This is a genomic window from Candidatus Methanoperedens nitratireducens (assembly GCF_000685155.1).
Classification (GTDB): domain Archaea; phylum Halobacteriota; class Methanosarcinia; order Methanosarcinales; family Methanoperedenaceae; genus Methanoperedens; species Methanoperedens nitratireducens.
Genome location: NZ_JMIY01000001.1, coordinates 260111 through 278327 on the forward strand (window position 1 = coordinate 260111; position 18217 = coordinate 278327).

Annotated in this window: 12 protein-coding genes, 2 tRNA genes and 1 CRISPR repeat array (1 of these 15 only partly in view); of the genes, 8 read left to right on the forward strand and 6 right to left on the reverse strand. The window is 42.5% G+C overall.

What is annotated here, in order from left to right; translation table 11 throughout:
• A CRISPR array of direct repeats spans window positions 1-587; the repeat unit is 30 nt; unit sequence GTTAAAATCAGACCTTAGAGGGATTGAAAC; it begins 3659 nt to the left of the window's first position.
• A 404-nt stretch (window positions 588-991) separates the two neighbouring features.
• The 4 genes from ANME2D_RS01335 to ANME2D_RS17760 all read left to right on the forward strand — a co-directional run bounded on the left by ANME2D_RS01335 (window position 992) and on the right by ANME2D_RS17760 (window position 5067).
• Window positions 992-3181, forward strand: a complete 2190-nt coding sequence (locus tag ANME2D_RS01335; protein ID WP_048088477.1) for an ATP-dependent DNA helicase — start codon at window positions 992-994, stop codon at window positions 3179-3181.
• A 41-nt stretch (window positions 3182-3222) separates the two neighbouring features.
• Window positions 3223-4167, forward strand: a complete 945-nt coding sequence (gene uppS, locus ANME2D_RS01340) for a polyprenyl diphosphate synthase (protein ID WP_241763290.1) — start codon at window positions 3223-3225, stop codon at window positions 4165-4167.
• A gap of 113 nt (window positions 4168-4280) precedes the next feature.
• The gene (locus ANME2D_RS01345; RefSeq protein WP_048088479.1) at window positions 4281-4589 is read left to right on the forward strand and encodes an Hsp20/alpha crystallin family protein; all 309 of its coding nucleotides are present in this window, start codon (window positions 4281-4283) and stop codon (window positions 4587-4589) included.
• A gap of 319 nt (window positions 4590-4908) precedes the next feature.
• The gene (locus tag ANME2D_RS17760; RefSeq protein WP_157833893.1) at window positions 4909-5067 is read left to right on the forward strand and encodes a hypothetical protein; all 159 of its coding nucleotides are present in this window, start codon (window positions 4909-4911) and stop codon (window positions 5065-5067) included.
• Window positions 5068-5291: 224 nt separating this feature from the next.
• On the opposite strand, the gene ANME2D_RS01350 is transcribed toward ANME2D_RS17760, so the two are convergent.
• The 3 genes from ANME2D_RS01350 to argH all read right to left on the reverse strand — a co-directional run bounded on the left by ANME2D_RS01350 (window position 5292) and on the right by argH (window position 10017).
• On the reverse strand, window positions 5292-5606 hold the full coding sequence (locus ANME2D_RS01350) for a hypothetical protein (protein ID WP_157833894.1): 315 nt from the start codon (window positions 5604-5606) through the stop codon (window positions 5292-5294).
• Window positions 5607-5790: 184 nt separating this feature from the next.
• Entirely contained in the window at window positions 5791-8472 is a 2682-nt protein-coding gene (locus tag ANME2D_RS01355) for a cation-translocating P-type ATPase (protein ID WP_241763291.1), read from the reverse strand.
• Between the two features lie 78 nt (window positions 8473-8550).
• On the reverse strand, window positions 8551-10017 hold the full coding sequence (gene argH / locus ANME2D_RS01360) for an argininosuccinate lyase (protein WP_048088486.1): 1467 nt from the start codon (window positions 10015-10017) through the stop codon (window positions 8551-8553).
• Between the two features lie 158 nt (window positions 10018-10175).
• Between argH and ANME2D_RS17765 the strand changes: the two genes are divergently transcribed.
• Window positions 10176-10394, forward strand: a tRNA-Trp gene (locus ANME2D_RS17765).
• Between the two features lie 111 nt (window positions 10395-10505).
• Here the strand turns inward: ANME2D_RS17765 and ANME2D_RS01365 are convergent.
• The 3 genes from ANME2D_RS01365 to ANME2D_RS01375 all read right to left on the reverse strand — a co-directional run bounded on the left by ANME2D_RS01365 (window position 10506) and on the right by ANME2D_RS01375 (window position 11483).
• Window positions 10506-10718, reverse strand: coding sequence for a hypothetical protein (locus ANME2D_RS01365; RefSeq protein ID WP_048088488.1), 213 nt, complete (start codon window positions 10716-10718; stop codon window positions 10506-10508).
• A 138-nt stretch (window positions 10719-10856) separates the two neighbouring features.
• A complete protein-coding gene (locus ANME2D_RS01370) occupies window positions 10857-11342 on the reverse strand; it encodes an Hsp20/alpha crystallin family protein (RefSeq protein WP_052368503.1) in 486 nt (161 codons plus the stop codon).
• Window positions 11343-11409: 67 nt separating this feature from the next.
• Window positions 11410-11483: transfer RNA gene (locus ANME2D_RS01375), tRNA-Ile, on the reverse strand.
• 171 nt (window positions 11484-11654) lie between these two features.
• Here ANME2D_RS01375 and arsB point away from each other — a divergent pair.
• The 3 genes from arsB to ANME2D_RS01400 all read left to right on the forward strand — a co-directional run bounded on the left by arsB (window position 11655) and on the right by ANME2D_RS01400 (window position 18212).
• On the forward strand, window positions 11655-12710 hold the full coding sequence (gene arsB, locus ANME2D_RS01380) for an ACR3 family arsenite efflux transporter (RefSeq protein WP_048088491.1): 1056 nt from the start codon (window positions 11655-11657) through the stop codon (window positions 12708-12710).
• A gap of 2191 nt (window positions 12711-14901) precedes the next feature.
• Complete coding sequence (locus ANME2D_RS01395) at window positions 14902-15762, forward strand: UbiA family prenyltransferase (protein ID WP_157833895.1); 861 nt, start codon at window positions 14902-14904, stop codon at window positions 15760-15762.
• 260 nt (window positions 15763-16022) lie between these two features.
• On the forward strand, window positions 16023-18212 hold the full coding sequence (locus tag ANME2D_RS01400; protein ID WP_048088503.1) for an elongation factor EF-2: 2190 nt from the start codon (window positions 16023-16025) through the stop codon (window positions 18210-18212).
• Window positions 18213-18217 lie beyond the last annotated feature (5 nt).

Here is an 18217-nt window from a genome sequence, read left to right on the forward strand (position 1 = left end):
GATATCATAAAGATTGTTGGGCGGGTTAAAATCAGACCTTAGAGGGATTGAAACATAGTACACCTCGCCCCCTTAATGCATAACAATCTCTCGTTAAAATCAGACCTTAGAGGGATTGAAACAGTACATCATTCTATGCGACTGATGCGCTTTTTCAGGTTAAAATCAGACCTTAGAGGGATTGAAACATACAAAGTATGGCGTTGAGATCCCCACCAATTTGTGGTTAAAATCAGACCTTAGAGGGATTGAAACGAGGTCAAATTCCAGGATACTGTTTATAAGTTCTTTTGTTAAAATCAGACCTTAGAGGGATTGAAACAGATATCAGGGATGATTTACGGTCTGCGGGTATGGAGTTAAAATCAGACCTTAGAGGGATTGAAACTTGTAAGATTAAAACGCTCCTCAAGGTCGAGCAAACGTTAAAATCAGACCTTAGAGGGATTGAAACCGCAACACCAGTGATCTTGTGTCTGGCGGTAGCTCGGTTAAAATCAGACCTTAGAGGGATTGAAACTGGGGCTTGAGGCATACAAAATATCAGACCCGATAGAGTTAAAATCAGACCTTAGAGGGATTGAAATATCTTGCATAGTTTGCGCTCACAGAGAGCTTTTTTGAAATATTTCTCTGCGCCTCTGTGCCTGGTATGAAAAAGTTCAACTATATCGCATCTTAGATTCCGATGTGGTTCAGCTAATATAAAACAACGAACTGGTACGAACCCGATACGAACTCGGGCTTATGAGTTCGTTTAAGTTCGTTTTGAGTTCGTTGTTAATCGTCTTTTTCATGTTCATTTATGAACAGCGTTCATAGCCGACTCCGTGACTGTTGTTTTTATATAGGTCGTGAAATTTAGGGCATTACTGGATTAGTAGGATAGGTTTTTATCATCATTCGATACTGTCTTACCGTCTAATTATTGGATGGGTTCGCATGACCTTGAGGAATTCTTTTTAAGCAATCCCTCCCTTTAGCTACCCGAATGAAAATCTCAGACTTGAATCTCCCGGACAGCGCCATTCAATTCTATCGGGATACAGGCATAACCGAGCTCTATCCTCCGCAGGCCGATGCTATTGAGGCCGGGCTTCTTGATGATAAGAATATCGTGGCAGCGATCCCCACAGCCTCTGGCAAGACCCTGCTTTCTGAGTTCGCCATGCTAAAATCAATATTAAATTGCGGAGGAAAAGCCCTCTATATAGTGCCTCTTCGGGCGCTGGCATCAGAGAAGTACGAGCGTTTCTGCAGTTTTAAGAGCATAAAAAAGAGTGACGGCAGGGAAATAACCGCAGGCATTGCGACAGGCGATTTTGACTCAAGGGATGAGTGGCTCGGTAATTATGATATCATTGTTGCCACATCTGAAAAAGTGGATTCGCTTCTGCGCAACAGGTCAAGCTGGATGGGTAAGATAACTGCTGTAATCGCTGATGAGATACATCTCATTGATTCTCCTGATAGGGGACCAACGCTTGAGATCGTACTTGCAAAATTGATGCGTATAAACCCGAAGCTGCAGATGATTGCACTCTCAGCCACCATAGGGAATGCGAATGAGATCGCAAAATGGTTGGATGCCAGACTTGTTGTGAGTAACTGGCGCCCCACGGAATTAAAAGAAGGTGTTTTCTTCGGCAGCACTATAAATTTCGTCAGCGGCCAGAGGGAGATCAAAGAAAGACATAAGGATAGCGCAATCTCCCTTGTTTGCGATACCATCATAGAAGGCGGGCAGTGCCTTGTTTTTGAGAGCAGCAGAAGGAACTCAGAAGGCCTGGCATCGCGCATCGGGGCATCGATACCGGATCTTATTACCCATGAAGCAAAAGAAAAGCTAACATTCATTGCTGCAGAAATCCGCGAATCAAGCGAGGTGGATACTGCAAGAAAGCTTGCCTCATGCGTCGAGTACGGCAGCGCATTCCATCATGCAGGCCTTATCCCGGAGCAGCGAAAACTCATAGAGGATGGATTCCGCGCCGGCATTATAAAAGTGATCGTCGCAACCCCAACACTCGCAGCAGGGCTCAATCTCCCTGCACGCCGGGTTATAATAAAAGGCTATCGTAGATACGATACCAACTTCGGTCTTACTCCCATCCCGGTACTTGAATACAAACAGATGGCAGGGAGGGCAGGACGGCCAAGGCTTGACCCTTACGGTGAGTCTGTCCTTATCGCAAAAACATATAATGAACTGGATGAGCTCATGCACAGGTATGTTCTTGCAGATGTTGAAAAAATCTGGTCAAAGCTCAGCAGCGAGAATGCACTGAGAAAACACATCCTTTCCACCATTGCAACAGGTTTTGCAGGAAATATGGAAGAGCTGCTTGAGTTCATTGGCTCTACGTTCTACTCATGCCAGCAGGAACCATGGAGCTTGAAAGTGATAATTGAAAGAGTGATGGTTTTCCTGGTCGGTAAAAAGATGATAGACGAAAGGGATGGTCTTGTTCCGACAGACCTCGGTAAGCTGGTATCACGCTTATATATCGACCCGCTTTCTGCCTCTATAATAATAGAAGGTATGGAGAAAATAGAGGAGAAAAAGACACGGTATACGGAGCTAACTCTACTTCATCTTGTATGCATGACGCCTGATATGCGGCCATTGTATCTGCGTTCAAACGACTATGAATGGATAAACGACTTTGTCATAGAGCATAGCATGGAGTTCACCCAGATACCTGACCAGTCCAGGGTGAGTTACGAATGGTTCCTGTCCGAGGTTAAGACCGCATGTGTTATGCTTGACTGGATAGACGAGAAAAAAGAGGAGGATATTGTTAAAAAATACGGTATAGGTGAGGGTGATATAAGGGCTCTTGCTGAAACTACGCTGTGGCTTGTTCACTCAATGGCACAGCTTGGTATATCCATGAGATGGCCATCGGCGAATAAGGTACATGAGCTTGAAAAACGCGTGGAATACGGGGCAAATCCTGAGCTTCTTGATCTTATCCAGATACGGGGCATAGGCAGGGTACGCGCCCGCAAGCTGTATGATGCCGGGTTAAAGGATATGAAGGCGCTCAGGGAGACAGAGCCGGGGGTAATTGCAAAGATTATCGGCACTAAAACAGCCATGAAAATTTTAAGACAGATAGGCACCTCTGTGCCCATGGAAGAAGCAGAGGAACAGCGCCGCCTTGGAGATTTCAGGTAAATTTTAATACTTATCTGATAGTTAATAGAGGGAGTGATATTTTGAGTTTTGCTGGAATTCTATATAAAGGTTATGAGGTTCTACTTGCCAAGGAAATAAAGGATTATCCAGTCCCATCACACGTTGCAATAATAATGGATGGCAATAGACGCTTTGCAAGTAAGTACAGATTGGCCCGGTACTACGGTCATCTCAAGGGTGCGGATACTACAGAGAAAGTCCTTGACTGGAGCTTCGATATTGGCGTTAAACAGCTTACTGTTTATGCTTTTTCAACCGAGAATTTTGAGCGTTTCGATCAGGAAAAAAAGTACCTGTTTGAGCTTATAGGGATCAAGTTCGATAAAATATGCACAGATGCCCGCACTCACAGGCGGCGCATGAGGGTCAGAGTACTCGGGAACACCGACCTTCTTCCACCAGCACTGCGATCATCTGCAAAACATGCTGAAGATATAACAAAAAACTATGATGGCGTGTATCTGAATGTGGCGCTTGCCTACGGAGGAAGGCAGGAGCTTGTCGATGCTGCACGTGCCATGGCGCTGAAGATCAGAAATGGCGAGCTGCATATAGATGATATCAATGAAGAGACTATATCCAATAACCTGTATCCCTCAGATGGATCTATACCGTATGTAGATCTTATTATCAGGACTGGTGGAGATGAGCGGCTATCCAATTTCCTTCCGTGGCAGACAAATGGAAATGAGTGCGCAGCGTATTTCTGCGCTCCTTTCTGGCCAGAATTCAGGAGGATAGATTTCCTTCGAGCCATACGCACATACCAGACACGGGAACATGAGAGGCAAAAGAATACTGTTATGCGGATTGTAAAATTGTTAAGTTATTACGGGAAAGTGGAAGTGGAAGATGTTATCTGCATCTCAAGGAGATTTATTAAAATCCCCAAGGACGATGTTATAAATATACTCCATGAATTAATTAATCATAATGTTGTAATGCATAATACTATCAAATGGTAGTTTATTAAGTCCATACCTTCCTATGATGAGCCCGGTTTATAGACCGGGAGTAAACATGTTGTAGGGAAGTTTTATATCTGTTATTTGTGTATTTTAACTGAGGTGGAGGTTTTATGGTTAAAAGTGCTAAATCTGAATATCCTGAAGTTATTCCGGCGATATGCGTGGACCACGACAGAGAGAACTACCATATTGAGATAGAACTCCCTGGCGTGCAGAAAGAGAAGATCGATCTTGAGATGGGTGAGGAATCCTTCTGCGTCCGGGCTCCTAAAGAGGATCTTGTCTATGCTGCATGCTATACCCTGGCTCACCACATTGATACCGAGCATGTAGATGCCAGGTTCGATAATGGTCTTCTAACGATAAAAGCACCACTTAAGAATCCCATCACGGTGGGAGTTAAAATACCTATTAAGTGAACTACCCCGCAAGGGCTGAACTTCTTGCTTCATGCAGAAAAACATGTTTTGTCGCATCGTAATCTATAAATAGTTTGTTCGTATATATACGAACAAGTAGTGGGCAGATAAAAAAACTTTTTTAGAAACCATCTCCTTCCTATTCTATCCAATAGTCTGCCCACTATACTACTTAACTGAAACATTCTAAAATCAACTGTTTCAAGAACCGCTATTCACATAATTATATATTTTTTATCTCTATGTTAGAGGAACGTATGTATTTATAAACCCAATACACATATATCTTATTTAAGATGGGGCTAAATGTGAGGGAGATATGAAAGAAACAATAAAAGTTAATGGCTACAATATAGCAGATATGAGGTCAACTGATTGGAACTTCTATGCTGCTGGAAGAAAAATAAACCGGATGATGGCTATTCGAGCAATGCATATTGGTGTTAAAGTTACTGCGGAATTGAAGCGGAGCTGTTGAATATCGTAGCAAAGGGGATGGGTGCAAGATAGAGAATTGCAATATGCACTACGAGTATCAATATTAGTGGAGCGGAACGGTTAATCACCGCCCCTCCTCTTTTTTATTTTCATCTATTACACGGATGCGCATGGATTTTCACGGATTAGCAGTATCAGTGATAATCTGTCCAATAAAAGAAGAGAAAGGCAAAAGGCAAGCCTTTCTCTAAACTTTTGCTTTTTTTAGCCCATAACAACCATGACATTCCCAATATGATCGCCCATAGATGGGCAGACCATCATATGACCGGGCATCATCTGTCCAGGCATCATTTGTCCAGGCATCATTTGTCCAGGCATCATTTGTCCAGGCATCATTTGTCCAGGCATCATCTGTCCAGGTTTCATGTGTTCAGGCATCATATGATCTGGTGGACAGCCCTTCATATCAGGCATCATCTGCCCGTGCGGACAGCTCTGAGGATTATCGACGTTTTCGCTGCTTACTTCAGCCATAGCAGGCAGCGCGGTTACTAGTACAGCAGATATTAGTGACATCAATATCAATATTAACATCTTTTTCACTATACTCACCCCCTCTCATGTTGTTTATACGATATACCCGGCATTCTAACCGGGCCAATGCGCCCCGGGTTTGAACCCGGTTATTCATTTAACGCATCAATTAATAGTTCGACTCTGTGCTATATAAACTTATTATAAATCAAAACTAAAATTTAATCTATGAAATATAACCTTTAACTCTAAATAGTTTCTTCAGTATCTCTGCTGCAATGATAACGGTACTGGATGTCAGTATAATCAGTATCCATGCGTCAAATCCAAGAGGCACTGTTCTAAGTATACTCTGCATTGGTTGCCAGTAAATAGCAAGAAGCATGGCAATAGTAGAGCCAAGTAGTGCAAGAAGCAGTTTTTTGTTTGCAAAAAACCCTATCCTGAATATTGATTCAGTTAGATTTCTGCAATTCAGAGCATTGAATAATCCAAAAGTAATCAGGGTGGCAAATGCAGTGGTCTGTGCCACCTGAAGGTTTTGCGGCTGCTTCGGGCCTGTAGATGCAAATAGTGCAAAAGTACCAAGGAAGAATATCGATGCCATTGCCAGGGTATATAGTAGTACTGATCGGGAAAGTATCGGCTCTTTTGGATCGCGGGGTTTTCTTGACATTATATCACGGGAAGCAGGCTCCACTGATAAACCAAGTGCCGGAAACTCTTCAGTCACTAAGTTGACATACAATATCTGAAGTGGTGTAAGTGGAAGAGGGTAGTTCAATACAACAAAAGATAGAAATAGAACTGCAACCTCAGCGAAAGTAACTGATAGTAAATAGCTTGCACCTTTGCGTATATTGTCATATATCCTCCGCCCCTCCTCGATTGCGTGGACTATTGTTGCAAAATTATCATCCATTATTACCATGTCTGAGGCCTCTTTTGCAACATCGGTTCCTGTAATGCCCATAGCCACGCCGATATCAGCTTTTTTAAGAGCGGGCGCATCATTCACCCCGTCCCCTGTCATGGCTACGATATGCCCCTTCCTCCTCAGGGCATCCATGATCCTCAATTTATGTGCGGGTGCTGCCCTTGCATAGATAGAGACCAGTTGCGCAGCTTCTGCCAGTTCCTCATCGCTCATTCCCTCGATCTCACTTCCCTCAAGTACCCCTCCGTAATCAAGTAGCCCTATGGTTTTTCCTATCGATGTAGCCGTGAGTTTATTATCGCCTGTGATCATCACGGTCTTAATGCCAGCGCTTTTGCATTTAGCAATGGCATCCATCACTTCCTCTCTTGGGGGATCGATCATACCCATAAGTCCGATGAAAACAAGCTCTTGCTCCACACATGCTGTTGTGTATTCACTGCACTCTTCGTTCTCAAGAGTTCTCCTGGCAAAAGCTAAAACACGCAGCGCATCCTCGGCCATCGCCCTGTTTATCTCCATGACCCTGTCCCTGTCTGCATTATCAAGCGGCCTGATCTCTCCTCCGTCATAAATATGGGTACACCTTCCAAGTACAACTTCAGGTGCACCTTTTGTGAATGCCACAATGCCACCAGGTGTTGAGTTGATCGTACTCATCATCTTCCGCTCGCTATCAAAGGGAAGCTCAGCAATGCGCCGGTACTGTTCATTGATGTGCTGACTTGCGTCTGCTTTTTTTGCAGCTACAAGCAGAGCTCCCTCTGTCGGGTCTCCTATTATGTGCCATCCATTATTATATTCAAGATATGAATTGTTGCACAATACGCCGATTTTCAGAACCTCGCTCAATTGCGTATCCAGGACAGGGTCTATCTTTACACCGCCTCTTAAGAACTCACCCTCTGGAATATACCCGCTGCCAGTTACCTCTATAATCCCATCGGTGTATATCCTCCGAACGGTCATCTCACCTCTTGTGATCGTGCCTGTTTTATCTGAGCAGATGACCGTAGCGCTCCCCAGGGTCTCGACCGCAGGGAGCTTTCTGATGATTGCACGACGTTTTGCCATTTTCTGGGTTCCCAGGGCAAGGGTGGCAGTGGCTATAAAAGGCAGCGCCTCGGGTATGCCAGCAACCGCAAGAGCTGCAGCAACTATAAGCATATCAAGAATATCCTGCCCGCGCAGTGACCCTACTATAAAAATAATAAAGCTGGCAACCAAAACAATTTTTGCCAGTTGTTTGGCAAGCCTGGCAAATTTTATCTTAAGAGGTGGCTCTTCTTCCCTGACCTGTATCATCTGTGCAATATCGCCTATCTGCGTATTGCTTCCAGTCCCCACGACGATCGCTATGCCGTTACCCCGTGTTGCAATAGTACCCATAAAGACCATGTTCTTCTGCTCTGCGACAGGGATATCCTCTCCCAGCACCCCGGTGCTCTTTGGTACAGGATTGGACTCACCGGTTAAGGTTGATTCAACAGTCTCAAGATTGATAGCCTCTATTATTCTTGCATCTGCTGCTATCCTGTCACCTGCCTCAATAAGGATAACATCACCTGGTACAAGCTCTCTTATCGGGATTTTTTTCACCCCGCCGTTACGAAGTACCCTGGCTTCAAGTGCAACCATCTCCTTCAGGGCTTCCATCGCCCTCTCTGCCCTGTACTCCTGGATAAAACCAAGTAGTGAGATGAATAAGATAATAATCAGTATCACATACGCGTTCGTGGTCTCACCTGTAAAGGCCGAGATAACAGCGGCAACGATAAGGATCAGAACCAGATAATTCTTAAATTGTGAGAGAAAAAGTTGAATAGGTGATATCCTCTTTTTCTCAGGCAGTTCATTGTAGCCATACTCAGATAGACGGTTTTTAACATCATCTGGTCTCAGGCCTGATCTGTCTGAATGCAAGATTTGAAAGATCTTATCTATATCAAGGGCGTGCCACTTCTTATCCAATGTCAGATCCCCCATAGATAATTAGGGGTTCTCAGGCATATAGCTATATTATCAACAGCCCTTAGAATTCCAATGCAATCACGAGTATCTCTGACAGGTTCTCTCCAGCTCCCCGGATGCAGTATCTATCTTTTTGTGAATCAGCTTGATATCATTCTCAATATGAACAAGTCCTTCCTTTAATACAGCTATCTGGCGCCTTGTTTCTTCTGGCGCAGGCCCGCCTGTCACAGCACGTTTCCTGATGTTCTCAGCAGGGTCAAGGGCCTCTTTAACGTTCTCCTCAGATAGACCCATATCGCTCAATTTCCTTCCAGTGATCTCCGATGAGAGCCGGTCAAGATCTGCGAGGGATGGAGCTTTTCCAGCTTTTGCGCTCGAACCCACGATATGGTGTGCGGTCCTGAAAGGTATGCCTGTTGATCTCACGATGGTATCTGCAAGCTCGGTGGCAGTCATAAACCCAATACCAGATGCATGTTCCATATTCTCTTTTTTTATTTTCATTGTCCTGATAATACCACAGGCCATACGCACGGAAGACCTGACAGTATCTGTGGCACGCCAGAGATGGGGTGTAGCCTCCTGAAGATCGCGGTTATAGCTATACGGAATGGCCTTGCAGATCATCAACACAGACATCAGGGCTCCGATAACAGTCCCTGTCTTTGCACGCACAAGCTCTGCAATATCAGGGTTCTTCTTCTGGGGCATTATGGATGATGTGGATGAGTACCGATCATCCAGTTCAATAAAATCGAACTCTGATGAACTCCACAGGATAAGCTCTTCTGCAAGACGGCTAAGAGATATCATGAGATTGGCATAACAGCTCATGCTCTCGATCATAAAATCGCGCGTGCTCACCGAATCCATGGAGTTCTCGATTGCAGAGTCGAATCCAAGCAGTTCTGTTGTCCTCTTCCTGTTTACAGGAAAGCCTGTTGAAGCAAATGCAGCAGCACCCAATGGATTCCGGTTCGTGCGCTCATATGCGCCTTTTATCCTGGCAATATCGCGAATATATGCATTAGCATGGGCAAGGAGATGATGGGCAAGTGTGGTGGGCTGAGCATGCTGGGTATGGGTGTAGCCAGGCATGATCGTCTCATGGTGCTCGGTGGCAGTATCGAGGAGGGCTGTGATGAGGTCATGTACCTCTTCCATGAGGTCTATAAGTTCCTCGCGAAGTGACAGCCTGATACATGTGGCAACCTCATCGTTCCTTGATCGGGCTGAGTGCATCCTGCCCCCAGTATCCTCACCTGCAAGTTCTATGAGCCGCGCCTCAAGTGCTATATGCACATCCTCATAGGATGTATCAAGGGCAGAGATGCCTTCCCTCTTTATTCTATCCAGGCCAGAGAGGATGGCTGAGCAGTCATCAGCACTGATGATGTCCTGCTCTCTTAGCATAACAACATGAGCCCTGTCCACTTCAATATCAGCGTTGAATATCCTCTGATCTGCCTTCATTGAGGATGTGAATCGCATGATATCTTCGTCAGGTTCTATCGACAGCCGGCCTCGTCTTAGTATGTTCATAAAATTCCTTTAATTCATATTAACAGGTATAAATATAGATTACCTGGTGTAAGAGTTCACAAATAAATAGAAAAAATATTATTATTCGATTATTAAATAGTTTTAATAGCAATCAAATATAGTATAGCGATATCTTCTGATAGACCTCGATTGAATCAGGGGCTGTGGCCTAGTCCGGCATGGCGACGGGCTCCAGCGGAAAAAACCGGATATGATCCGGGTGTTATGATGAGCAACGGGTCTACCGAGCGAACCGGACGCGGTAAGCAATGAGGAACCGTTGGAGCACTGAACGTGCTGCTCAAAGATTTAATCGCCTAAAACCTGGCGTTTTCGGAGAGACCCGTCGATCGTGAGTTCAAATCTCACCAGCCCCATACCCTTTCAGGCATTATTCCCCGGTGTATGCCTGATCCTGTAAGCATTTGTTAAGATTGCCTCAACATTCCCTCTGGTCTATGTTTGTAGAAAAAAGATAGGGAATATAACTATCTTCTATCCATCAAAGGCTCCTCCAATGACGGAGAGTTTGTTACTGCTACCTGTGGAACAAATATGATATATGGGTTTGGTGGATATATTATAGATGCAGACACTCTTTCAGCAGACGGGGGTTCTGGTTGCGGATTAAGTGCCAGAGCAGGGGTCGCCATCACCATAATTAGCAAACAAATGCCGATTGTAATGTATATTTTTTTCATTTTTTGCACCTCCTTTTTAATAGCGTGGTTCTTGGGTTCTATGGTAGATAGCTATTTCTTTAATATTAGATATATTCCTTTCTGTATTTCATAAAAAAGGTGGCATGAGCAATTTGCTATGCCACAGAAGTCTGATTTTTAATCAATCTTTATGGATGTTCTCTTTGTGACTTCAGTTTTTGGCAGTCTTACTTCAAGAACTCCATGCTTATACGAGGTCTTTGATTTATCCGGGTTCACGGTTGATGGCAAAGTAATCGAACGATAAAATCTTCCGACACTTCTCTCCCTGTATATATAATTCCCTTTCTCCTCTCTCTCTTCTTTTTCCTTCTCTGCCATTTCTGGCGCTTTTTCTGAGGATATTTCAAGCCTGTTCCCGGTAGCATAAACCTTGATATCATCTTTATCAAGACCTGGCACCTCAGCGGTAACGATAACCTCATCCTCTGTATCAAAGACATCCACAAGTGGCTCGCGGTATTCAGCTCTCATCAGTCTCCTTTCTTCTTCTTCACCCCGGGGCGGCATACGTCTGCCTCTTCTTTCCCTTTCCCAGAAATCCTCCCACATTCTACTCATCTCCTCTTCAAAACGTCTGAAGTCTTCCTTCGGATCGACCATTATTAAAACCTCCCACATATGATAGGTCTGTGTACGATTGTACTTAAAATTAACTGTATCCGATCTATGGGCCCGCTGCGATTTGAACGCAGGACCTCTCGGTTATCAGCCGAGCGCTCCACCTGGCTAAGCTACGGGCCCGGAACTATCGCCAATATAACGGCATGTGATTTAAATCTTATCTTTCACTGGACAATGAAACAACATCAAACGCTCAGGACAAAAGCCTGAGGGAGTTTACAAATATATAGTTCAAATTCTTTTGAATCGACATATATGGTTTTATTTCATAAAGTTATATAAGCGATAATAATGGAAACAAAGCTCTCATGGGTTAGCAGATATCTAACGCTCTGGATTCTTCTTGCCATGTCAGGCGGTGTAACGTTCGGGGCTTTATATCCCCAGATAGCCACTATCTTGGATGCTGTTCGCATTGAGCAGGTCTCTTTACCCATCGCCATCGGCCTTATATGGATGATGTACCCGCCACTTGCAGGTGTGAAATACGAGGAGCTCTCAGGAATGAGGAAGCAGGGGAAAGCCCTGGGTGCATCCGTTATCCAGAACTGGGTGATCGGTCCTGTCCTCATGTTCGCTCTTGCATGGATATTCCTCCCTGACCTGCCTGAGTACCGTATAGGCCTGATAATAATCGGCCTTGCACGATGTATCGCCATGGTCCTTGTCTGGAACCAGCTTGCTGGCGGGGATAATGACCTGTGCGCTGTACTGGTTGCGATGAATTCTCTGTTTCAGGTGGCACTTTACTCTGTTCTTGCATACGCATTTATTACTGTATTATCAACATGGATAGGCGGTGTGGAGGGCGGCGCAGTTGTAGATATATCCATATGGCAGGTCGCAGAGGCTGTTTTCATATACCTCGGGATCCCCTTCATTGCAGGCATAGTAACGCGGTCTGTTCTTCTAAAAAGGAGAGGGAGGGAATGGTATGATAATGTATTTATGAGAAGGCTTGGCCCTACTGCGCTGATAGGACTGCTGTTTACTATTATCGTCATGTTCTCTTTGAAGGGAGAGAACATTGTTGATCTACCTTTTGATGTACTCAGGATAGCAATTCCATTAATTTTCTATTTCATTATAATGTTCGGCATCTCTTTTCTCATGTCACTGAGACTGGGTTTTTCCTATAATCACTCCACAACTCTTGCATTCACTGCCGCAAGCAATAATTTTGAGCTTGCGATCGCAGTGGCTGTTGCAGTGTTCGGGATAGGCTCCAAGGTAGCCTTTGCTGCTGTCGTGGGGCCACTCATTGAGGTGCCTGTGATGCTGGGACTGGTTCATGTTGCAAGAAGGGTGAGCGTAACATGGTTTGATGAGAAGGGTTTACCGAAATAGCTGTGGCATGTGCTGTGTTTGTAGCTGCGGGTTCTCAGCTATCATGGAGCATATAGTAAACTCACCGCAAAGTCAGCTATGAACCACAGTTCATAGATAACAATTAAAAAGGCGATTAACAACGAACTCAAAACGAACTTAAACGAACTCATGAGCCCGAGTTCGTTTAAGTTCATACCAGTTTGGTGTTTATATTAGCTGAACCACATACGGGTCTAAGATGCGATATATATTGAACTTTTTCATACTAGGACACAGAGGGCACAGAGGTTTTTTAAACACTTCTCTGTGTTCTCTGTGCTCTCCGTGATTTTAACTTTTCAGATAGGTTCTTAATACGGGTTATGATAAATTGTAGTAACGTTTAGTAAAAATAAGATATATATTTTAAGATATTTTAGATAGAAAAGGAGCACGAAGAATTTTTTAATTCTTGCGTTGAATTAAGAAAACACTTTGTGTTATTTGGTGCGATGTAGAATAATTTTTCAGTATGTTTTCTGAAAGTTCCTAATATAGTATTGTTTCTAGATAGCTCATTCGTAACTTCAGCATGCAACATATAATTTCCTGGTTGTAAATTGGAAGTATTAATGTTCAAATACCATATACCTTCATAATTCTCTCCGAACATGAACGTATTATTTGATTGAGCTTCTTTAGTTCGATTTATTGTAATATTATCAACGTACTGCTTAGGATTATCTGTAGCGTTGAATTTATATAATGTTATATAAATATAGTAATACGGGAAGCCTGTTTCTTTTATTATGAAGGTTATAAAATCAGAGTTAGTATTTGATTGTGGAAAAACATCTATTGAATAAGAGTCCTTTAACAAGTATGTTGGCATCACTAGGAATGAATTAATAAAAAAAAGCAATGGAAAAGATAATATTAAACTAATAATAGCAACAAAAGATATATTGAAACAAAACCTACTTATTTTATTATCTATATTATATTGGTCTATTTTTCTAAGTTTACTTATCTTATTATATGGGTCTATTTCTCTAAGATATGGTCGGAAAATCAGTATATTTAAGATTTTAGAACTATAAGTTAAAAATCTGCTCGTTAATTCATATTGGTTTAGTTTCAGCAATTTTTGTTCCAGAAACACTTCTAAGTCCTTAGATTCTGACACTTTTACAATAATCTCTATAAACTCCCTAAAATATGAATAGATATATGAAATAAGCATTTTAATGTAATCAGAAAACATTAAATAAAAAAAGAAAACTATTATTGCCGTCGTAATTAAATCATATTGGGAACTGGACAAAAAAAAGTTTTCTCGCTGATTTTTGAGAATAAAATCTAATAAAAGCTTAGAAAATATCAAAAAAGAAAAATAAATAGAATATTTAAAAGTATTTTTCAATAAAAGTTGAGCAATTCTATTTAACCTTCTACCCCCATTTTTACCTGATACTAAATATCCTTTAATTAATATAAATAAAACGTTGTCAAGAGTTCTATAAGCAAGAAAATTAACACAAAATAAACTAATGACTGAAAGTAATCATTTTGAGTGAGTATATTATTGTTGAGATAATCAATTAATTTCGATAAAAAGAACCATGTTCCAGCCAATAAGGATATTGCAAGAGTTATCTGATTGAAATCATTAGAAATTCTTAACTTTTCTTTTTCAATCTGTAGCTTTTCTTTTTCAACTCTTTCGCTTTTTACTTGAAATCCTCTAATTCTCCGTGACCTTGCCATATAATAAGTTGCCTTTTCCTCGATACTTTAAGAATACAGGTTAGTATTTAATGCTTTTCTAAATATATTGAATAACTCCTCCCCTGATATCAACGATAAATTACCGTATATGAACCAAGACACAGCAACCAAAGTAATTATGATGACTGCCCCCCACCCCAAAAGGAGCACGCAAAGCGAATGTGCGCCTGCCCCCGCGAGAACAGCCCTTAGGGAGGGGTCAAGCGCATGTACATGGTATGGTGACTTCAAACAATAGGTGTTGGGTGCATTCTGAGAATATCTTTGATGGACCTAACGATCATAAAACTAAAGATAGGGAACAATTAGTATTATCAATAGTCGTTCTCTGGAGCTTCTTCACTTTTCAACTTTTAAAAAATTCAATCCCATACGAGAATTAAAGCAATACTCTTTTATGACAGAAGAGATTATTGGATTTCAGTGAGGTGGATTGGTAAGTTTGCTTAAGACATTTCAAGTTCTTGATTCATTAATATTTTCGAACTTATATATTTCTCTTGGAGCTATGAGCCTTAGCTACGTTCTTTTCAAGCTCGCCGGAATCCCAGTAAATTATGTAATATTGGTACCGTTTTTTATTATATTTGTAATTTACACATTCAACGGGAAGACAGATACAAGAGAGGATGCATTAAGTGATTCAAAGAAATTCGGATTTAATAAATCGTACAACAGGTACTTCCTTGCATTTGCATTTGCAGGCTTCGGATTGTTAGTTGTATTTAGTTTTATTAAAGGTGTAAAATATGGCCTGGAGGTTCTTGTGCCTTTTGTGATAGGTCTTCTATACAGCAGTAGAATTTCCTTAAAATCAAAAATGATACGTCTGAAAGATATTCTTTTCTTTAAGAATTTTATTGTGGCCATTACATGGGCTTTTGTGACAGTAATAATACCAGCATCGTTCCTGAATATACCCTTTACACAGGATATATATTTACTCAGCTTCTTTATTTTCTCAATATTACTGATTGATGAGATATTTTTTGATATAAAAGATTTAAAAGGTGATTCAGAAGTAGGTACAAAAACAATACCTGCTATATATGGGATCTCATTCACAAATAAGCTTCTTTTTTTCCTGAATCTCACTTTTGTATTAATTTTAATTATTGGATATTGGGTAGGAACAGTAGATACTTTTTTGGTTAAGATTGGTATTTTTAGTGCAAGCTATGGATTTCTTTATATGTTACTGTATAATTTAAACGTTATAGAGATAAATAAATTATCCAATATTATTGTTGCTGGGCAATTTATCGCTGTTGGGTTTTTTGTATTTTTGATAACATCTCTCTGATTGGGAAAAAGAAGGGACGAGCATATACAAAATAAACTCAGATGCTTAGCAATAAATCCGCGTTCATCGGCGTTTATCTGCGGCTTTGATTTTTAATGGATATTTCGGCGATTTTAGAACTTCGCTATAGTTGGATAATTTTTTGCGCTATTTTATGCTGCCTTTAATCCATTCCCCGCAATGTTTTTCTGTTTTCAAAGTGTTTATATAGGATAGAATAATAAAGAAGCTGAAATTTGCAATAAAAGAGGTAATTTATAATGGGCAGAAGAAAGAAAATGGTTGAACGTGTGACAACACTGATGGATAAACCAGAATTTATCCGCAACATAGGTATAGTTGCGCATATTGACCATGGTAAGACGACATTATCTGATAATCTACTTGCCGGAGCAGGAATGATCTCAAAAGAACTGGCCGGCGAGCAATTATTCATGGACTTTGATGAAGAGGAACAGAAACGTGGAATCACTATTGATTCAGCCAACGTCTCAATGGTGCACGAGTATGAGGGCAAGGAGTACCTTATTAACCTTATCGATACCCCTGGCCACGTAGATTTCGGTGGTGACGTTACACGCGCCATGAGGGCAGTGGATGGCGCTGTTGTGGTAGTAGATGCTGTCGAAGGGGCGATGCCGCAGACCGAGACCGTATTGCGCCAGGCATTACGTGAGAATGTAGTGCCTATACTCTTCATTAACAAGGTTGACAGACTTATAATGGAATTAAAGCTCACACCGCAGGATATGCAGATACGCCTGGGAGCAGTTATTGATAAGATCAATAAATTGATTAAAGGTATGAAACCTGATAGCTATGATGGGTTAAGACTGGATGCTGCTGTGGGGAAAGTAGCTTTCGGTTCAGCACTCAACAACTGGGCTATCAGCGTTCCTTTTATGAAAAAGACAGGTATCGGTTTTAAGGAAGTAATCGAATACTGCATGGAGGATCAACAGCAGAAACTTGCAGAGAGATGTCCTCTTCATGCTGTTGTGAATGATATGGTTATACGATTCCTGCCAAATCCGGTTCAGGCTCAGAAAGAACGAATCAAGGTTATCTGGCATGGTGACAAGGGCAGCGAGATCGGAAAATCAATGGCAAATGTGGACCCCAACGGAAAAGTAGCCCTCATGATAACCGATATCAGTACAGATCCGCATGCAGGAGAAGTGGCTACAGGCAGGCTTTTCTCAGGCACACTTGAGCGGGGTAAAGAGGTTTATATCTCAGGAATGCCGAACCCGAACAGGATTCAGCAGGTAGGGCTTTTCATGGGCCCTGAGCGTATTGAGGTCGATAGGATCACAGCAGGGAATATCGTTGCAGTAACGGGTCTGGCTGATGCTATTGTGGGCTCTACCGCATCCACGGATAAGGCCATGGTGCCGTTTGAGAGTATCAGGCATGTCAGTGAACCTGTAGTGACAGTGGCAGTAGAAGCAAAACATATGAAGGATCTCCCCAAGCTCGTTGAGGTCCTGAGGCAGGTCGCAAAGGAAGACCCGACACTTAAAGTAACAATCAACCAGGAGACAGGAGAACATCTTTTAGCAGGAATGGGTGAGCTACATCTTGAGATCGTTGCCCATAGGATCCAGCGTGATAAACATGTAGAGATCACTACATCAAAACCGCTTGTTGTTTACAGGGAGACCGTTTCGGCCCATGCCGGGCCTGTGGAAGGGAAATCACCCAACCGTCATAACAGGTTCTATATCGAGATCGAGCCACTACAGCCGGCCATATTTGAACTCGTAAGAAATGGTGAGATCTCTATGAAGCAGCAGGAGGTAGAGCGCAGGGATATTCTTATGAAGGCTGGTATGAGCAAGGAAGAGGCTAAAGGAATTACCCATATCTCTGAGAATAATATATTCATAGATATGACAAAGGGTATCCAGTACCTGAATGAGACAATGGAGTTAGTACTTGAGGGCTTTGAAGAGGTCATTAAGGGAGGGCCGCTATCAAGGGAACCTGTCATGGGCTTGAAGGTAAAATTGATGGATGCCAAGCTTCATGAAGACTCAATCCACAGGGGGCCAGCACAGGTCATCCCCGCATCAAGACAGGCTATCCAGGCTGCTATGCTCATGGCAGGAGCAACGCTTCTTGAGCCTTTCCAGAAGGTATTTATCCATGTGCCCCAGGAGCAGATGGGGGGCGCAATGCGTGAGATCCAGGGAAGGCGCGGCGCTATACTTGACATGAAAACAGAGGGTGACACGACAATCATAGAGGCAAAGGCACCTGTTGCACAGTTGTTCGGGTTTGCAGGCGACATACGCTCAGCCACTGAGGGCAGGGCGATGTGGAGTACCGAGTTCCTCGGGTTTGAGCCCATACCTGCAAATATGCTTGCTGAAACCGTAATGGGTATACGGCAGAGAAAGGGTCTTAAACTTGAGATGCCAAAACCGAGCGACTTTATAAGTCCCTGATTAAA